Source organism: Mesorhizobium sp. ORM8.1, from assembly GCF_053005525.2.
Map to the genome: position 1 here is coordinate 4,273,946 of NZ_CM132600.1, position 17,381 is coordinate 4,291,326.

Here is a 17,381-nt window from a genome sequence, read left to right on the forward strand (position 1 = left end):
GCTTACGACTGGGCACAGGCGATGGTGGCGAGGGCGGGCGTGCGATCGAGACGCAGCGCTATAGCGGCCACGCCGAGCGCCACAAGCGGCAGCAAGGCGGCGATCCAGGGCAGGGAGCCCAGGCCAAGGCCATGGGCAATGACTGCACCACCTAGCCAGGCACCCAAAGCATTGCCGAGGTTGAAGGCGGCAATGTTGAAGGATGAGGCGAGGCTCTGGCCGGCACCTTGCGCCTTTTCCAGCACCCACATCTGCAGCGGCGCCACGGTGGCGAAGGCGGCAGCACCGAGCAGGCCGATATAAATCACGACCATGACCTGGCTGTGGATGGCGAAGCTCATGGTTGCGAGCACCAGTCCCAGCACCGCGAGGCTGCCGAGAACGGCCGGCACCAGCCAGCGGTCGGCGACCTTGCCGCCGACCAGATTGCCGGCGATGAGGCCGCCGCCGAAGATAAGCAAGATCGGCGACACGGCCGCTTCCTTGAAACCGCTGATCTCAGTCAACAACGGCGCGATGTAGGTGAAGACAGCGAAGACACCGGCGAAGCCGAGCACGGTGGTGGCGAAGCCAAGCAGGACCGGCGTGCGGCGCAGCACGGCGAGATCGGCGCGCAGGTCGCTCTTCTCGGGCGCCGCCTGGCTGCGCGGCACCAGAAAAAGGATGACGGCAAAGGCCGTCACGCCGACCAATGTCACCGCCCAGAAGGTCGAGCGCCAGCCATACGCCTGGCCGAGCCAGGTGCCGAACGGCACGCCGAGGATGTTGGCCACGGTGAGGCCGGTGAACATCATGGCGATGGCCGAAGCCTTCTTGTTGGGCGCGACCAGCCCGGTGGCGACGACCGAGCCGACACCGAAGAACGAGGCGTGCGCAAAAGCGGTCAACACCCGCGCGGCCATCAGCGTCCAATAATCGGGCGCCAGCGCGGAGGCGAGGTTGCCGACGGTGAAGACCACCATAAGCGCAAGCAGCAAGGTCTTGCGCGGCAGGCGACCGGTGAGCGCGCCAAGCAGCGGCGCCCCGACGACGACGCCCAGCGCGTAGCCGGAAATAAGCAGGCCGGCGGCCGAGATCGAGACGCTGAGATCGGCGCTGACGTCGAGCAGCAGGCCCATGATGACGAATTCGGTAACGCCGATGCCGAAGGCGCCAGCGGTGAGGGCATAGAGAGCAGGAGGCATGGCGTTGGTCCGTCCGATCATGAAAAGGACGCTCAGTCACGCGCCCTAGATTTTTGTTGGAGCATGGCCTTTTCCGAAAACCGGTTCCCGCTTTTTGCTTTCGCTGACCTTCGGTTCGGGATCATGCAACGACCGGGAAGATCGTGATTAGCTTGCCTGTGAACCAGTCTTGCATCAGTCATATTATCTGTGAAATAGATTCACGAATGGCCAGACCCGACATCAACCGCTCCGGCGAGATCGAAGTGTTCGTGCGCGTCGTCGAAGCGGGCAGCTTTTCGGCCGCGGCGCGGGCGCTGCGCATGACGCCGTCGGCCGTCAGCAAGCTGATCGCGCGGCTGGAGGCACGGCTTGGCGCGCGGCTGGTCAGCCGCTCGACACGCAAGCTGCAGCTGACGCCGGAAGGCACCACTTTCTACGACAATGGCGTTCGTATCATCGCCGACATGGATGCGGCCGAACGGGAAGCGGCGGCCGGCGCGGCGCCGCGCGGCTGGCTGCGGGTGAACAGCTACGTGCCGTTCGGCCAGCACCGGCTGATCCCGCTGCTGCCGCGCTTCCTCGAGCGCTATCCCGAGATCTCCGTCGAGGCAATGCTGACCGACAACGTCATCGATTTGATGAAGGAACGCGCTGATGTCGCCATACGTGCGGGATTGCTCGGCGAATCACGGCTGGTGGCGCGCAAGCTCGGCCAGAGCCGTATGGTGGTGGTGGCGGCGCCAACTTATCTGGAAGCGCGCGGCGCACCGCGCACGCCCGCCGACCTCGAGCATCATACCCGCCTTGCCTTCGGCTTTGCGCGTTACATCGACGGTTGGCCGTTCGTCGGCCCTGGCGACGCTCCGGTTACCGTTCCGATCGCCGGCAACATGATGGTCGGCGATGGCGAGGCGATGCGTCTGCTGACGATTGCCGGCGCCGGAATTTCCCGGCTGGCGCGCTGGCATGTCGGGCCCGATATCGCCGCCGGCCGACTGGTGCAACTGCTGGAAGACTTCAATCCCGGCGACGAGGAGCCGACGCACGCCGTCTATGTCGGACAAGGCAAGCATCTGCCCGCGCGGGTGCGGGCCTTTCTCGATTTTCTCGCCGAGACTGTCCGGCTCTGAACGACAGCAAAAAGCCGCGCACCGATAGGCACGCGACTTTCGCAATGTCTTGAGTCTCGAAGGAGGACTACGCCTTCGGCACAAATGGTGCGGGACGACGGCCGGCGCCTTGCCGCTCCAGCATCCAGCCGGGATATTCGGCCGGCAGCGCGCTGACCTCATCGAGCTTGGCGAGGTCGTCGGCGTCGAGCTTCACGGTCGTTGCCGCAAGGTTCTGCTCAAGCTGGTCCATGCGGCTGGCGCCGATGATGACGCTCATCACGAACGGCTTTGCCAGCACATAGCCGAGCGCCACCGTGGCGACGCTGACTTCGTGCTTTTTGGCGATGTCGCGCATGACGGCGACCGCCGCCCAGGCGCGGTCCTCATTGACCGGGGGAAGTTGAAAGCGGCGCGGCGGCCCTCGCCATTGCCGGGCGCGCCGGGGCCGTACTTACCGGACAGCAGGCCGCCGGCCATCGGCGACCAGACCATCAGGCCGAGCTTCTCCTCATTGATCAAAGGCACGATCTCGCGCTCGAGGTCGCGGCCGGCGATGGAATAGTAGGACTGAATGGTTTCAAAGCGAGCGTGGCCCTTGCGGTCGGCAATGCCGAGCGCCTTGGCGACGCGCCAGGCCTGCCAGTTGGAGACGCCGACATAGCGCACCTTGCCGCTGGCGACGAGATCGTCGAGCGCGCGCAGCGTCTCGTCGATCGGCGTCACGGTATCGGTGCCGTGCAGCTGGTAGAGATCGATATGATCGAGCTGCAGCCGCTCCAGGCTGCCCTCGACCGAATCCATGATGTGGCCGCGTGAGGAACCACGCTCGTTCGGGCCGCTGCCCATCGCTCCATGCACCTTGGTGGCGATGACGACGTCGGATCTTTTGACGCCGAGATCCTTCAGCGATTGGCCAAGCAATTGCTCGGACTGGCCGACGGAGTAGACGTCGGCGGTGTCGAAGAAGTTGACGCCGGCGGCTATCGAACGGCCGACGATCTCGTTCACGCCCTTCTGATCGAGGCTGGCGATCAGGCCCCATTGGGCATTCTGGCCGGCGGCGCCGAAGGTCATGGTGCCGAGGCAGAGTTCGGAAACGAACAGGCCGGTATTGCCGAGTTGATTGTAGCGCATGGTGCGGCTCCAGGAGATTTGTGACGACACAAAGCAAATAGGAACGGACCGTTTCGTTTCAAGCGCTGGAACAACGGGATTGTTCGTCTGGATATGTAAGCGTCAGCTTTCAACCAGGGCAAGGATCGCGAACGCTGTCATTCCGAACGCGACGGCCGCGAGAGGCAGAAGAATTTCGATCGCTGCCGTGCTGGCCTTGACGGGGTGCTCAACGGTGTCGAACTCGCCTTCCATCCAATCGGCGAAGGTCGTGGCATGAGTGGATTTGCCGGTTCGATGATGGCGCCAGACGCGGCCGGCAATGGCCGGCAGCATCACGGACATGCCGATGAATCCGGTCACTATGACGAGCAGGTAGTCGTCATAGCCACTGCCACTGAAGCCTATCCAGGCCGACAGTGCATAGCAGGCTGCAAGCCCTGCCATGGCGAAGTAAATCCATGCGTGCAGCCCGTGGAAAACGTGCCGGTGGTGTCCGATGTCGTGGTCGTGAGGTGTGATGGTCATGGGGACCTCCTTTGGCTCAGAAGAGCCACTCATTCGGTTCCTTGTCGTCAGCTAACGCGCTGACCTGATCGGACAATGCGGTGGTATGACGCGCCCAGAGCGTTTCACCGTTTCACGGAAACGGTAAAACGCTCTAATTCTTTGTTTTTACGCAATTCCGGACGGAAAACTGCTCACACTTTTCCTGGAATTGCTCGGGTCAGCGGCTGCCGAAGATCGCCGAGCCAACCCTGACGCTGGTGGCGCCGAAGGCGACCGCTGTTTCGTAGTCACCGGACATACCCATCGAGAGTTTTGCGACGCCGGCCTCGCGGGCAAGCTTTTCGAGCAGCGCGAAATGCGGGCCGGGATTCTCGTCGGCCGGCGGAATGCACATCAGGCCTTCGATGACGAGGCCATGGACATCCCTGCAACGGGCAACAAAGGCGACCGCATCGCGCGGCTCGATACCGGCTTTTTGCGGTTCCGAGCCGGTGTTGACCTGAACGTAGAGCCTCAGTGACCGGCCCTGCCTGCCAATCTCCCTGGCGAGTTCGGCGGCGATCTTCTCGCGGTCGACGGTCTCGATGACATCGAAAAGCGCCACCGCTTCTTTCGCCTTGTTGGATTGCAGTGGTCCGATCACATGCAGCTCGATATCGGGAAAAGCCGCCTTCAGCACCGGCCACTTCGCCTGCGCTTCCTGCACGCGGTTCTCGCCGAAGATGCGCTGGCCGGCTTCGATCACCGGGCGAATATCTTCAGCTTCGAAGGTCTTCGACACGGCGACCAGCGTGACGGCGCCGGGCAGGCGCTTTGCCTCACGCTCGGCGTTTGCGATCTTCGCCTTGACCGCGTGAAGCTGCTCGACGGCGCTCGTCATGCCTATATCCTGCCTATAGTTTTCGTGTCCACGCGGGCCGTCGCAGTTGACGGGTCCGGCAATCCATGGTGAACACCGCGACGACATTTCCTTAGGCGCCCGGCCTTGTCCGGCGCCTCGTGCCTGCTTTTAAGTGAAAAACACCCGATGGCAACTGAACGATACAATCCGCGCACGTCAGAGCCCAAATGGCAGAAGGCCTGGGCCGAAAAGAAGCTGTTCGAGGCCCGCAACGACGACCCGAAGCCGAAATACTACGTGCTCGAGATGTTCCCCTATCCGTCGGGCAAGATCCATATCGGCCACACCCGCAACTACACGATGGGCGACGTGGTGGCGCGCTACAAGCGTGCCAAGGGTTTCAACGTGCTGCACCCGATGGGCTGGGACGCCTTCGGCATGCCGGCCGAAAACGCGGCCATGCAGAACAAGGTCCATCCCAAGGAATGGACCTACGCCAACATCGCCGCCATGCGCGAACAGCTCAAGATGATGGGCCTGTCGCTGGACTGGGCGCGCGAATTCGCCACCTGCGACGTCGATTATTATCATCGCCAGCAGATGCTGTTCCTCGACTTCGTCGAGAAGGGGCTGGTGACGCGCAAATCCTCGAAGGTCAATTGGGACCCGGAGGACATGACGGTGCTTGCCAATGAGCAAGTCATCGACGGCCGCGGCTGGCGTTCGGGCGCGCTGGTCGAGCAGCGCGAGCTGACGCAGTGGTTCTTCAAGATCACCGATTACGCGCAAGACCTGCTGGAGTCGCTGGACGGCCTCGGCGAATGGCCGGAAAAGGTCAAGCTGATGCAGCAGAACTGGATCGGCCGCTCGGAAGGGCTGCTGATCCGCTGGCCGCTGGCAAAGCCTGCCGGCGACGCCCACGAGCTGGAAGTCTACACGACCAGGCCCGACACCATTTTCGGCGCCTCGTTCATGGCCGTCGCCGCCGACCATCCGCTGGCCAAAAAGGCCGCCGAGGCCAATGTCGCGCTGGCCAAATTCATCGACGAGGTCCGTCACATGGGCACCTCGGTGGCGGCGCTTGAGACGGCCGAGAAGAAAGGCTTCGACACCGGCATCCGCGTCGTCCATCCGTTCGATGACAGTTGGACGCTGCCGGTCTATGTCGCCAATTTCGTGCTGATGGAATACGGCACCGGCGCCATTTTCGGTTGCCCGTCGGGCGATCAGCGCGACCTCGACTTCGCCAACAAATACGGCCTGCCGGTCATCCCGGTGGTGATGCCGGAAGACGCCGACGCAAAGACTTTCCAGGTCACGGAAGAGGCCTATGTCGACGATGGCGTGATGATCAATTCGCGCTTCCTCGACGGCATGAAGCCCGAGCAGGCCTTCAACGAAGTGGCGAGACTGCTGGAAGAAAAGACGATCGGCGGCCGGCCGATGGCGGAGCGCAAGGTGAATTTCCGCCTGCGCGACTGGGGCATCTCGCGCCAGCGCTATTGGGGCTGCCCGATCCCGATGATCCATTGCGAGGCCTGCGGCGTCGTGCCGGTGCCGAAGGCCGACCTGCCGGTCAAGCTGCCCGACGACATCGAGTTCGACCGCCCGGGCAATCCGCTCGACCGGCATCCGACCTGGCGGCATGTCAAATGTCCGCAATGCGGTCGCGATGCGCGGCGCGAGACCGACACGATGGACACCTTCGTCGACTCGTCGTGGTATTTCGCGCGCTTCACCGCGCCCTGGGCCAACGAGCCGACCGAGCCGAAAGCGGCCGATGAATGGCTGGCGGTCGATCAGTATATCGGCGGCATCGAGCATGCGATCCTGCACCTGCTCTATTCGCGCTTCTTCACCCGCGCCATGCGCGAGACCGGGCATCTGGACCTCGCCGAGCCGTTCAAGGGCCTGTTCACGCAAGGCATGGTGGTGCACGAGACCTACCGGGTCGGCGGGGCGTCGACCAATGGCCGCTGGCTGGCGCCAAGCGAAGTCAGGATCGAGGATGCGGGCGGCGGTAAGCGCCGCGCCCTCGAAATCGCCACCGGCGAAGAGGCGGCGATCGGCTCGCTCGAAAAGATGTCGAAGTCGAAGAAGAACACGGTGAGCCCGGAAGACATCACCGACGGCTACGGCGCCGACACGGCGCGCTGGTTCATGCTGTCGGATTCGCCGCCCGAGCGCGACGTCGAATGGACCGACGATGGCGCCGCCGGCGCGCATCGCTTCATCCAGCGCGTCTGGCGCCTGGTCTCGATCGCCGCCGAGACACTTGGTGGCGTCAAGCCGGAAGCGGCGAAGGACGGTGAGGCCGGTGTTGTTTCCAAAGCCGCGCACAAGATCCTGAAAGCGATCGGCGAGGACATCGAGAGGCTCGGCTTCAACCGTGCGATCGCCCGCATCTACGAGCTCGCCAATGCCTTGACCACGCCGCTCAACGACGTTGCCGAGGGCAAGGCCGATGCGGCGCTGAAAGGCGCTTGCCGCGAAGCGGTGGAGATCCTGGTGCATGTGGTCGCGCCGGTCATGCCGCATCTGGCCGAAGAGTGCTGGCATGAGCTGGGCGGGACCGATCTGGTCGCCGAACGGCCGTGGCCGGTCTACGATCCGGCGCTGGTCGTGGACAACGAGATCGTGCTGCCGGTGCAGGTCAACGGCAAGAAGCGCGGCGATTTGACAATTGCCCGCGACGCGGATCAAGGTGCCGTCGAAAAAGCGGTGTTGGCTCTCGACTTCGTGCAAAAAGCACTGGAAGGTAAGGCTCCGCGCAAGGTGATCATCGTGCCGCAGAGGATCGTCAATGTCGTTGCCTGATCCGGTGAAGTCAGAAGCGGCCCGCCTGCGCGGTCGCTTTGCGGTTTGCGGCATGGTCGCGGCCTTGATGCTGGTCTCGGCCTGCACGGTCAGGCCGCTCTATTCCAACCAGCCGCTGTCGACGGGATCGCAGCTCAGCGCGTCCGCGGAGCTTGGCTCGATCTCGATCAAGCCGGTCAACACCCGCTACGCGCAACAGGTGCGCAACAATCTGATCTTCGCCTTCGGCCAGGGCTCAGGCCAGCCGGCCTCGCCGGCCTATGTGCTCGATCTCGGTGTTACCGAACTGGTCGAATCGGCCGCGACCGTGCAGATCCAGACCGAGGAAGACGAACCGACCGCGGGTACGGTGACGCTGACCGCCAATTATGTGCTGCGTGACACCGCGACCAACACGGTGATCGCCGTCGGCAAACGTTCGGTGCCATCGTCCTTCGACCGGCCGCTGCAGGAATATGCGGCCTACCGTGCCCAGATCGATGCCGAGAACCGCGCAGCGCGCGAGTTGGCTGACTTTTTGCGGCTTGCGATCGCCCAGGACCTGGTCAAGCACGGCAAAAAGGTGGGGTAGTTTCGACGTCAGTGATGTCTGAAGAAAAAGGCCGGTCACCCGGCCTTTTTGTTTCTGACGAGAGGATGTCAGCTGATCTTCTGGCCGGTCTTGGCCCAGTCGGCGAGGAAGGCGGCGAGGCCCTTGTCGGTCAGCGGATGATTGACCAGCGCCTTCAGCGTCGCCGGCGGCGCGGTGATGACATGGGCACCGATGAGCGCGGCCTGCTTGACGTGGTTCACCGTGCGCACCGAGGCCGTCAGGATCTCGGTCGGATAGTCGTAATTGTCGTAGATCTGCTTGATTTCGGCGATCAGTTCCATGCCGTCCGAGCCGGTGTCGTCGATGCGGCCGACAAAGGGCGAGATGAACGAAGCACCGGCCTTGGCGGCGAGCAGCGCCTGGTTGGCCGAGAAGCACAGCGTGACATTGACCATGCGGTTCATCTCGGTGCGGATCGTCTTGCAGGCGCGTAGGCCGTCCAGCGTCAGCGGCACCTTGATGCAGACATTGTCGGCGATCTTGGCCAGGATCTTGGCCTCGGCCATCATATCCTTGTATTCGGTGGCGACGACTTCGGCCGAAACCGGGCCTTTGACGATGTCGCAGATCTGCTTGGTGACCTCGGAGATCTTGCCACCCGATTTCAGGATCAGCGAGGGATTGGTGGTGACGCCGTCGAGCAGCCCCAGGTCGTTCAGTTCCTTGATGTCCTTGATGTCAGCGGTGTCGACAAAAAATTTCATGGGGGTCTCCTGAAGATTTCCACGTGCATGCCAATGCACATTCGGGGTTGCCCTTTGATCTAGACCAAAGTCGGGGCAAGGTCACGCCCGATGATCGAAGATTCGCCCTTTGTCGCAGCCGCGCCGGTGCTGGTGCCGATGCCGGCCGAACGCCCGTACACCTATGCGGTGCCTGCCGGCATGCGCGTGGTGCCGGGCTCGATCGTGCGCGTGCCGCTCGGGCCGCGCCAGGTCGCCGGTATCGTCTGGGACGGTGCGGTCGAAGCGGTCGATGCCAAGAAACTACGGCCGATCGAGCAGGTCTTCGACTGCCCGCCGATCGACCTGGCCATGCGCCGCTTCGTCGACTGGATCGCGCAGTACACGCTGTCGGCGCCCGGCATGGTGGCGCGCATGCTTTTGCGAGCGCCGGAAGCCTTCGACCCGGAACCCTGGATCGAAGGCCTGCAGCGCACGCTGGCCGAGCCGGACCGACTGACCGACGCGCGACGGCGCGTGCTGGAGACGGCCGAAGGTGGCCTCGCCTGGACGCGCTCGGGGCTGGCGCATGCCGCGGGCGCGTCCTCGACCGTCATCGACGGGCTGCGCGCGCAGGGCGTGTTCGAGACGGTGATGATTCCGCCACGGCCGGTGGTGGCGGCGCCCGATCCGACGCACGCAACGCCGGAGCTGATGCCGGACCAGAAGGCTGCGGCTGAGAAACTGCGTTGGGCGATCGCGGGCGATGCCTTCAACGTCACCTTGCTCGACGGCGTCACCGGATCGGGCAAGACGGAAGTCTATTTCGAGGCGGTGGCGGCGGCGCTCGACAAGGGCAAGCAGGTGCTGATCCTGTTGCCGGAAATCGCGCTGACGCATGCCTTCCTCGAGCGGTTCCAGGACCGGTTCGGCGCCAAGCCGGCGGAGTGGCATTCCGACCTGCCGCCGAGAATGCGCGAGCGTGTCTGGCGCCAGGTGGCGGAAGGCGGTGTGCGCGTCGTCGCCGGCGCGCGCTCGGCGCTGTTCCTGCCGTTCAAGAAGCTTGGCCTGATCGTCGTCGACGAGGAGCACGATCCTGCCTACAAGCAGGAGGACCGCGTCTTCTACAATGCCCGCGACATGGCGGTGGTGCGCGGCCATATTGGCGGCTTTCCGGTCGTGCTTGCCTCGGCGACGCCCTCAGTCGAAAGCCGGGTCAATGCCAGCCAGGGCCGGTACGACAGGGCGGTGCTGTCGTCGCGTTTCGCGGACGCCGCGCTTCCCGACCTGAAATCGATCGACATGCGGCGTTCGCCGCCGGCGCGCGGCGGCTTCCTGTCGCCGGTCCTGATCGACCAGATGCAGCGCACGCTGGAGAGAAAGGAGCAGTCGCTGCTCTTCCTCAACCGGCGCGGCTATGCGCCGCTGACGCTGTGCCGGGTCTGCGGCCATCGTTTCGGCTGCCCTGTCTGCTCGGCCTGGCTGGTCGAGCATCGCTTTCGCGGCCAACTCGTCTGCCACCATTGCGGTCACAACGAAAAGCGGCCCGAAGCCTGTCCCGAATGCGGCACGCTCGACCATCTCGTGGCATGCGGTCCAGGCGTCGAGCGCATCGCCGAGGAAGTGGTCGCGCATTTTCCTGACGCCCGCACCATCGTGCTCTCGTCCGACCTTCTGGGCGGGGTGCGCCGGCTCAGGCTTGAACTCGAAGCCGTCGCCAATGGCGAGGCCGACATCGTCATCGGCACGCAGCTTGTCGCCAAGGGCCACAATTTTCCCGGCATGACGCTGGTCGGCGTGGTCGATGCGGACCTCGGTCTTGCCAATAGCGATCCGCGCGCCGCCGAGCGCACCTTCCAACTGCTCAGCCAGGTGACGGGGCGCGCCGGCAGGACGGGCAAGAAAAGCTTGGGCCTGCTGCAGACCTACCAGCCGGAACATCCGGTGATGCGGGCGATCGTCTCCGGCGATTCGGAAGCTTTCTACGAACGCGAGATCACCGAGCGCGAACGGGCCGCTCTGCCGCCCTTCGGCCGGCTCGCCGGCATCATCATCAGCGCCGCGACACGGGGCGAGGCCGAGAGCCATGCGCGCGCCTTGAGGCGTGCCGCCCCCAGGCTTCGGACCTGTTCGTGCTCGGCCCTGCCGAGGCGCCGCTGTCACTGCTTGGCGGCCGTCATCGTTTCCGCCTGCTGATCCAGGGCGAGCGGCGCGCCGACATGCAAGGTTTCATCCGAAGGATGCTCGCCGAAGGGCCGAAGCTGCGCGGTTCAGTGCGGGTGCAGGTCGACATTGACCCGCAGAGCTTCCTATAAGCGGCGCAACTCCAGGAAAAGTGTGAAGCGGTTTTCCGTTCGGAATTGCGTAAAAACAAAGAGTTAGAACGTTTCGCCCTTTCCGTGAAAACGGTGAAACGCTCCAGCAAGCAGTCCCGAAGGAGTATCGGCGCATGAAAACCCTTGGCCTCATCGGCGGCATGAGCTGGGAATCGACAGCGATCTATTATCGTCTGCTGAACGAGATCGTGCGCGAGCGGCTCGGCGGGCTGCACTCGGCCAAGCTCTTGTTGTGGTCGTTCGATTTCGCCGAGATCGCCGAACGGCAGCACGCGGGCGACTGGCAAGGCGCCGGAGCGCTTCTGGTGGAAGCGGCGCGCAGGTTGAGGCCGGCGGCGCCGAAGGCCTGCTGATCTGCACCAACACCATGCACAAGCTGGCCGACGATGTGCAGGCGGCGATATCGATTCCACTCATCCACATCGCCGACGCCACGGGTCGTGCTATCGTTGAAGCCGGCGTCAGGCGCCCGGCGCTGCTCGCCACGCGCTTCACCATGGAGCAGGATTTCTACAAGGGACGGCTTGCCGACAAATACGGTCTTGAACCAGTGGTGCCCGACCCGGACGGTCGCGACATGGTGCACAAGGTGATCTACGACGAGCTTTGCCAGGGCATCGTCAAAGCCGAATCGCATGCGGCCTATGTCGGGGAGGTCGGTCGCATGCGGCGAGACGACCGGGTGGACGGCGTCATCATGGGCTGCACCGAGATCACCATGCTGATCGGGCAGGGCGATTTCGACATTCCGGTGTTCGACACGACGCGCATCCATGCCGAGGCCGCGGTCGATTTCGCATTGTCCTGATGCGTAACGTCTAATGTGTCCGCGACCATCTGGCGCGGCGTTTTTCCTCCGCTAGAATGCCTCGCAATTCAAAACAAGACCTGACGGGGGGACAGATGGATTTTGCGTTTCCGTGGCCGGCAAGCCAGGGCGAATGGCTGGCATGGTCGAGCGCCGTCGTCACCCTGGCGCTCGGCCTTTTCCTGTTCCTGGCGCCGGCCCTTGCCTTTCGCATCCTGCGCCTGCAGCCTAGGCCGGAGAAAGCTGCGGCGATCGCAGAAGGGCGCGGTCGCATGTCGGGTTTCTATCTGGGCGTCGGCCTGTGCTGCATTTTGCTTGGACCTCAGACCTTTCTTTACATGGCGCTTGGCTTCTCCTGGCTGTTCACCGCCTTCGGCCGGCTGTTGTCGATGATGTCGGATGGCGCGAACACGCCCTTCAACTGGGTTTCGATCGTCGTCGAGCTGGCGCTCGCGGCGCTGCCGCTCGCCTTCGCCTTCGGCTTTTTGCCCTGAATCACTGACTAATCCGCCGCGCGGGCTGGACTCTCCAGCCTGATGCGACAAAAGTGCCTGGAAAGCATGCCGGACGATGCATTGCGGTCTTAAAAAGCCTGTGCTAGACGGCAATCGACTTTCGACCGGGGATAGCGGAAGCCGCACCTCCGTGCTTGGAAAAATTGCAGTAAGGTCAAAGATTTAGCCAGAGTTTTTGCTCGCGCCAACAATCTGCGGCCTGTCAAACAAGAGAAAAGACGGTCCGTGGCCCAATCGTCATCGCCAATCTCAGCTGTCGCAGAGCGCTATGCAGGCTCGCTGTTTGATCTCGCGCTGCAGGAAAATTCCGTTGCCAAGGTCGAAGCCGACCTCAACGGCTTCGAGGCAATGCTCAACGGCAGCACCGATCTCGGCCGCCTGATCAACAGCCCGGTATTCTCCAGCGAGGAGCAGGCGAAGGCGATCGCGGCGATCGCCGACCAGGCCGGAATCACCGGCCTGGTCGGCAATTTCCTGCGCGTCGTTGCCCGCAACCGCCGCCTGTTCGCCGTGCCTGGCATGATCAAGGCATTCCGCCAGATTGCCGCCGAGCATCGCGGCGAGGCATCCGCCGAGGTCACTTCGGCACATGATTTGACGGCCGCGCAGCAGACCGAACTCAAGGCGACGCTGAAGAGCATCGCCGGCAAGGACGTGACCATCGCGATTACCGTCGATCCGTCGCTGCTCGGCGGGCTGATCGTCAAGATGGGCTCGCGCCAGATCGATACGTCGCTCAAAACCAAACTCAATTCGCTCAAGCTTGCACTGAAAGAGGTCGGCTGATGGACATCCGCGCCGCGGAAATTTCCGCAATTCTGAAAGACCAGATCAAGAATTTCGGCAAGGAGGCCGAGGTCTCCGAAGTCGGACAGGTGCTGTCCGTCGGTGACGGTATCGCCCGCGTCTATGGCCTCGACAATGTCCAGGCCGGCGAAATGGTCGAATTCCCCGGCGGCATCCGCGGCATGGCGCTCAACCTCGAAGCCGACAATGTCGGCGTCGTCATCTTCGGCGCCGACCGCGACATCAAGGAAGGCGACACCGTCAAGCGCACCGGCGCCATCGTCGACGCGCCTGTCGGTATGGGCCTGCTCGGCCGCGTCGTCGACGCGCTCGGCAACCCGATCGACGGCAAGGGCCCGATCAAGGCGACCGAGCGCAAGCGCGTCGACGTCAAGGCGCCCGGCATCATCCCGCGCAAGTCGGTGAACGAGCCGATGTCGACCGGCCTCAAGGCCATCGACGCTCTGATCCCGGTCGGACGCGGCCAGCGCGAGCTGGTCATCGGCGACCGTCAGACCGGCAAGACCGCCATCATCCTCGACACGATGCTCAACCAGAAGGCGGTGCACGACAACGGCCCCGAGAAGGAAAAGCTCTACTGCGTCTACGTCGCCGTCGGCCAGAAGCGCTCGACCGTCGCGCAGTTCGTGAAGGTTCTCGAAGAGCGCGGCGCGCTCGAATATTCGATCATCGTCGCCGCCACCGCTTCGGATCCGGCACCGATGCAGTTCCTGGCGCCGTTCACCGGCGCCACCATGGGCGAATATTTCCGCGACAACGGCATGCATGCACTGATCAGCTATGACGATCTGTCGAAGCAGGCCGTGGCTTATCGCCAGATGTCGCTGCTGCTGCGCCGCCCGCCGGGCCGCGAAGCCTATCCGGGCGACGTTTTCTACCTGCACTCGCGCCTGCTCGAGCGCGCCGCCAAGCTCAACGACGATCTGGGCGGCGGTTCGCTGACCGCGCTGCCGATCATCGAGACGCAGGCCAACGACGTGTCGGCCTACATCCCAACCAACGTGATTTCGATCACTGACGGCCAGATCTTCCTCGAAACCAACCTGTTCTTCCAGGGCGTTCGCCCGGCGGTCAACGTCGGCCTGTCGGTGTCGCGCGTCGGTTCGTCGGCGCAGATCAAGGCGATGAAGCAGGTCGCCGGCTCGATCAAGGGCGAGCTCGCGCAGTACCGCGAAATGGCTGCCTTTGCGCAGTTCGGCTCCGACCTCGACGCCGCCACGCAGCGCCTGCTCAACCGCGGCGCACGCCTGACCGAACTCTTGAAGCAGCCGCAATTCTCGCCGCTCAAGGTGGAGGAGCAGGTCACCGTGATCTTCGCCGGCGTCAACGGCTATCTCGACAAGCTGGCGATCAACCAGGTCGGCAAGTTCGAGCATGGCCTGCTGTCGCATATGCGCGCGGCCGGCAAGGACATTCTCGACGCCATCCGCAAGGAAAAGGCGCTGTCGGACGATCTGCGCGCCAAGCTCAAGGCCGAGATCGACGCTTTCGCCAAGACCTTCGCTTGAGAAGAAGCCGGACGCACGGGATCAGGTTTGAAGCATGCCTTCACTAAAAGACCTTCGTAACCGTATCGCCTCGGTCAAGGCGACGCAGAAGATCACCAAGGCGATGCAGATGGTCGCCGCGGCGAAGCTGCGTCGCGCGCAGGAAGCGGCGGAAGCGGCGCGTCCCTATTCCGAGCGCATGGGCGCGGTTCTGGCAAACATCACCCAGGCTATCGGCGGCGGCGGCGATGCCCCGGCGCTGATGACCGGCACCGGCCGGGACGACGTGCATCTGCTCATCGTCTGCACCGCCGAGCGCGGCCTGTGCGGCGGCTTCAATTCGCAGATCGCGCGTCTGGCCCGCGACCATATCCGCAGGCTTCTGGCCGACGGCAAGCAGGTCAAAATCATCTGCGTCGGCAAGAAGGGTTTCGATATCCTGCGCCGCGACTATGGTTCGCTGATTCTCGAGCGCGTCGACCTGCGTGAGGTCAAGACGCTCGGTTTCGTCAATGCCGATGCGATCGCGCGCAAGGTCATTCACCTGTTCAATCAGGGCGAGTTCGACGTCTGCACGCTGTTTTATTCGCAGTTCAAGTCGGTGATCAGCCAGATCCCGACGGCGCAGCAGATCATCCCGGCTGCCGTCGCCGCTTCGACTGCGCCTGAGGCAACCAATGGCGGCAATGCCGTCTACGAATATGAGCCGGAACCGGGCGAGATCCTGTCCGAGCTCATCCCGCGCAACATCGCGGTGCAGATCTTCCGCGCGCTGCTTGAAAACGCAGCCGGCGAGATGGGCGCCAAGATGAGCGCGATGGACAATGCGACACGCAATGCCGGCGACATGATCAACAAGCTGTCGATCACTTACAACCGCCAGCGGCAGGCGCAGATCACCAAGGAACTGATCGAAATCATTTCGGGCGCCGAGGCGCTCTAGGCACGGCCGCGCGGGGTACAGCCCCGCAGTGACGTGAGCAACAGAAAGACGAAAAGGGCAAAGACGATGGCGAAAGCAGCGACCCCGAAGACGGCGGCCCCCAAGGCGGCAGCGGCGGCAAAAGCTCCGGCAGCAGCCGCACAGGCCGCTCCGGCCCAGAAGGCAGCGGCACCGGTGAAGGCAGCGGCCGCTCCGGCCAAGCCCGCCGCGGCGCGGTCGGCAAGCGTTTCGACGAAGCGGGTCGGCGCTGCCGGCCATGTGCGCCAGGTCATCGGCGCCGTCGTCGACGTGCAGTTCGAGGATCATCTGCCGGCGATCCTGAACGCGCTCGAAACCACCAATGTCGGCAACCGCCTGGTGCTCGAGGTTGCCCAGCACCTCGGCGAGAACACCGTGCGCTGCATCTCCATGGACACGACCGAAGGCCTGGTTCGCGGCCAGGACGTCTTCGATACCGGTTCGCCGATCTCCGTGCCGGTCGGCCCGGGCCTGCTCGGCCGCATCATTAACGTCATCGGCGAGCCGGTCGACGAGGCCGGTCCGGTCGACGGTATCGAAATTCGCGCCATCCACCAGCCGGCTCCAGCCTATATCGACCAGTCGACGGAAGCGCAGATCCTGGTTACCGGCATCAAGGTTCTCGACCTGCTGGCGCCTTACGCCCGCGGCGGCAAGATCGGCCTGTTCGGCGGCGCCGGCGTCGGCAAGACCGTGCTGATCCAGGAGCTGATCAACAACGTCGCCAAGGCGCATGGCGGCTTCTCGGTGTTCGCCGGCGTCGGCGAGCGCACCCGCGAAGGCAACGATCTCTATCACGAGTTCATCGAATCCGGCGTCAACAAGAAGGGCGGCGGCGAAGGTTCCAAGGCCGCGCTCGTCTATGGCCAGATGAACGAGCCGCCGGGCGCCCGCGCGCGTGTCGGTCTGACCGGCCTGACGGTCGCCGAATATTTCCGCGACCAGGGCCAGGACGTGCTGTTCTTCGTCGACAACATCTTCCGCTTCACGCAGGCCGGCTCGGAAGTGTCGGCGCTGCTCGGCCGTATCCCGTCGGCCGTGGGCTATCAGCCGACTTTGGCCACCGACATGGGGGCGCTGCAGGAACGCATCACGACGACAACCAAGGGTTCGATCACCTCGGTGCAGGCCATCTACGTGCCCGCCGACGACTTGACCGACCCGGCGCCGGCGACCTCGTTCGCCCACCTTGATGCGACGACCGTGCTCAACCGCGCGATCTCGGAAAAGGGCATCTACCCGGCCGTCGATCCGCTCGACTCGACCTCGCGCATGCTCGACCCGCTGGTCGTCGGCGAAGAGCATTATGGCGTCGCCCGCCAGGTGCAGTCGATCCTGCAGCGCTACAAGTCGCTGCAGGACATCATCGCCATCCTGGGCATGGACGAGCTGTCGGAAGAGGACAAGCAGACGGTGGCTCGCGCCCGCAAGATCGAGCGCTTCCTGTCGCAGCCGTTCTTCGTCGCCGAAGTGTTCACCGGTGCGCCTGGCAAGCTGGTTGATCTGGCCGACACCATCAAGGGCTTCAAGGGCCTCTGCAACGGCGACTATGATCACCTGCCGGAAGCCGCCTTCTACATGGTCGGCGGCATCGACGAGGCGGTCGAGAAGGCACAGCGCCTGGCGGCTGAAGCGGCATAAGAAGCGAATAGCG

The 17,381-nt window shown here is 63.9% G+C and carries 12 protein-coding genes and 3 pseudogenes; 10 read left to right on the forward strand and 5 right to left on the reverse strand.

The window, feature by feature from the left end; all coding sequences use genetic code 11:
- Nucleotides 1-2: 2 nt before the first annotated feature.
- Nucleotides 3-1,184: an MFS transporter gene (locus ACVDG8_RS21465; RefSeq protein WP_447257407.1), complete on the reverse strand. Its 1,182-nt coding sequence runs from the start codon at nt 1,182-1,184 to the stop codon at nt 3-5.
- A 206-nt stretch (nt 1,185-1,390) separates the two neighbouring features.
- Between ACVDG8_RS21465 and ACVDG8_RS21470 the strand changes: the two genes are divergently transcribed.
- Nucleotides 1,391-2,296, forward strand: a complete 906-nt coding sequence (locus ACVDG8_RS21470; protein ID WP_447256488.1) for a LysR family transcriptional regulator — start codon at nt 1,391-1,393, stop codon at nt 2,294-2,296.
- A 67-nt stretch (nt 2,297-2,363) separates the two neighbouring features.
- On the opposite strand, the pseudogene ACVDG8_RS21475 reads toward ACVDG8_RS21470, so the two are convergent.
- From ACVDG8_RS21475 to ACVDG8_RS21485, 3 genes and pseudogenes are all read right to left on the reverse strand, one after another.
- A pseudogene (locus tag ACVDG8_RS21475) lies at nt 2,364-3,412 on the reverse strand (aldo/keto reductase).
- 102 nt (nt 3,413-3,514) lie between these two features.
- The gene (locus ACVDG8_RS21480) at nt 3,515-3,919 is read right to left on the reverse strand and encodes a hypothetical protein (protein WP_447256490.1); all 405 of its coding nucleotides are present in this window, start codon (nt 3,917-3,919) and stop codon (nt 3,515-3,517) included.
- 199 nt (nt 3,920-4,118) lie between these two features.
- Nucleotides 4,119-4,781 carry a YggS family pyridoxal phosphate-dependent enzyme gene (locus ACVDG8_RS21485; RefSeq protein WP_447256491.1) on the reverse strand — a complete coding sequence of 221 codons (663 nt, stop codon included), beginning with the start codon at nt 4,779-4,781 and terminating at the stop codon, nt 4,119-4,121.
- 147 nt (nt 4,782-4,928) lie between these two features.
- On the opposite strand from ACVDG8_RS21485, the gene leuS reads away from it, so the two are divergent.
- Both leuS and lptE read left to right on the forward strand, forming a co-directional pair.
- Complete coding sequence (leuS, locus tag ACVDG8_RS21490; protein WP_455707205.1) at nt 4,929-7,559, forward strand: leucine--tRNA ligase; 2,631 nt, start codon at nt 4,929-4,931, stop codon at nt 7,557-7,559.
- Nucleotides 7,546-8,130, forward strand: a complete 585-nt coding sequence (gene lptE / locus ACVDG8_RS21495; RefSeq protein ID WP_447256493.1) for an LPS assembly lipoprotein LptE — start codon at nt 7,546-7,548, stop codon at nt 8,128-8,130. Before leuS ends, lptE begins: the two co-directional genes overlap by 14 nt.
- Nucleotides 8,131-8,198: 68 nt before the next feature.
- Here lptE and fsa read toward each other — a convergent pair whose 3' ends face one another.
- On the reverse strand, nt 8,199-8,855 hold the full coding sequence (fsa, locus tag ACVDG8_RS21500) for a fructose-6-phosphate aldolase (RefSeq protein ID WP_447256494.1): 657 nt from the start codon (nt 8,853-8,855) through the stop codon (nt 8,199-8,201).
- 90 nt (nt 8,856-8,945) lie between these two features.
- Here fsa and ACVDG8_RS21505 point away from each other — a divergent pair.
- From ACVDG8_RS21505 to atpD, 7 genes and pseudogenes are all read left to right on the forward strand, one after another.
- A pseudogene (locus tag ACVDG8_RS21505) lies at nt 8,946-11,128 on the forward strand (primosomal protein N').
- 134 nt (nt 11,129-11,262) lie between these two features.
- Nucleotides 11,263-11,957: pseudogene (locus ACVDG8_RS21510) on the forward strand (aspartate/glutamate racemase family protein).
- A 95-nt stretch (nt 11,958-12,052) separates the two neighbouring features.
- The gene (locus ACVDG8_RS21515) at nt 12,053-12,451 is read left to right on the forward strand and encodes an AGROH133_08824 family phage infection protein (protein ID WP_447256497.1); all 399 of its coding nucleotides are present in this window, start codon (nt 12,053-12,055) and stop codon (nt 12,449-12,451) included.
- A gap of 246 nt (nt 12,452-12,697) precedes the next feature.
- Nucleotides 12,698-13,258 carry a F0F1 ATP synthase subunit delta gene (locus ACVDG8_RS21520; protein WP_447256498.1) on the forward strand — a complete coding sequence of 187 codons (561 nt, stop codon included), beginning with the start codon at nt 12,698-12,700 and terminating at the stop codon, nt 13,256-13,258.
- Complete coding sequence (gene atpA, locus ACVDG8_RS21525; RefSeq protein WP_447256499.1) at nt 13,258-14,787, forward strand: F0F1 ATP synthase subunit alpha; 1,530 nt, start codon at nt 13,258-13,260, stop codon at nt 14,785-14,787. The genes ACVDG8_RS21520 and atpA overlap by 1 nt, the downstream gene beginning before the upstream one ends.
- 34 nt (nt 14,788-14,821) lie before the next feature.
- Entirely contained in the window at nt 14,822-15,709 is an 888-nt protein-coding gene (locus ACVDG8_RS21530) for a F0F1 ATP synthase subunit gamma (RefSeq protein ID WP_447256500.1), read from the forward strand.
- Between the two features lie 66 nt (nt 15,710-15,775).
- Nucleotides 15,776-17,368 (forward strand): F0F1 ATP synthase subunit beta, encoded by a 1,593-nt coding sequence (gene atpD / locus ACVDG8_RS21535; protein ID WP_447256501.1) that lies wholly within the window; start codon nt 15,776-15,778, stop codon nt 17,366-17,368.
- The last annotated feature ends 13 nt before the right edge of the window (nt 17,369-17,381 follow it).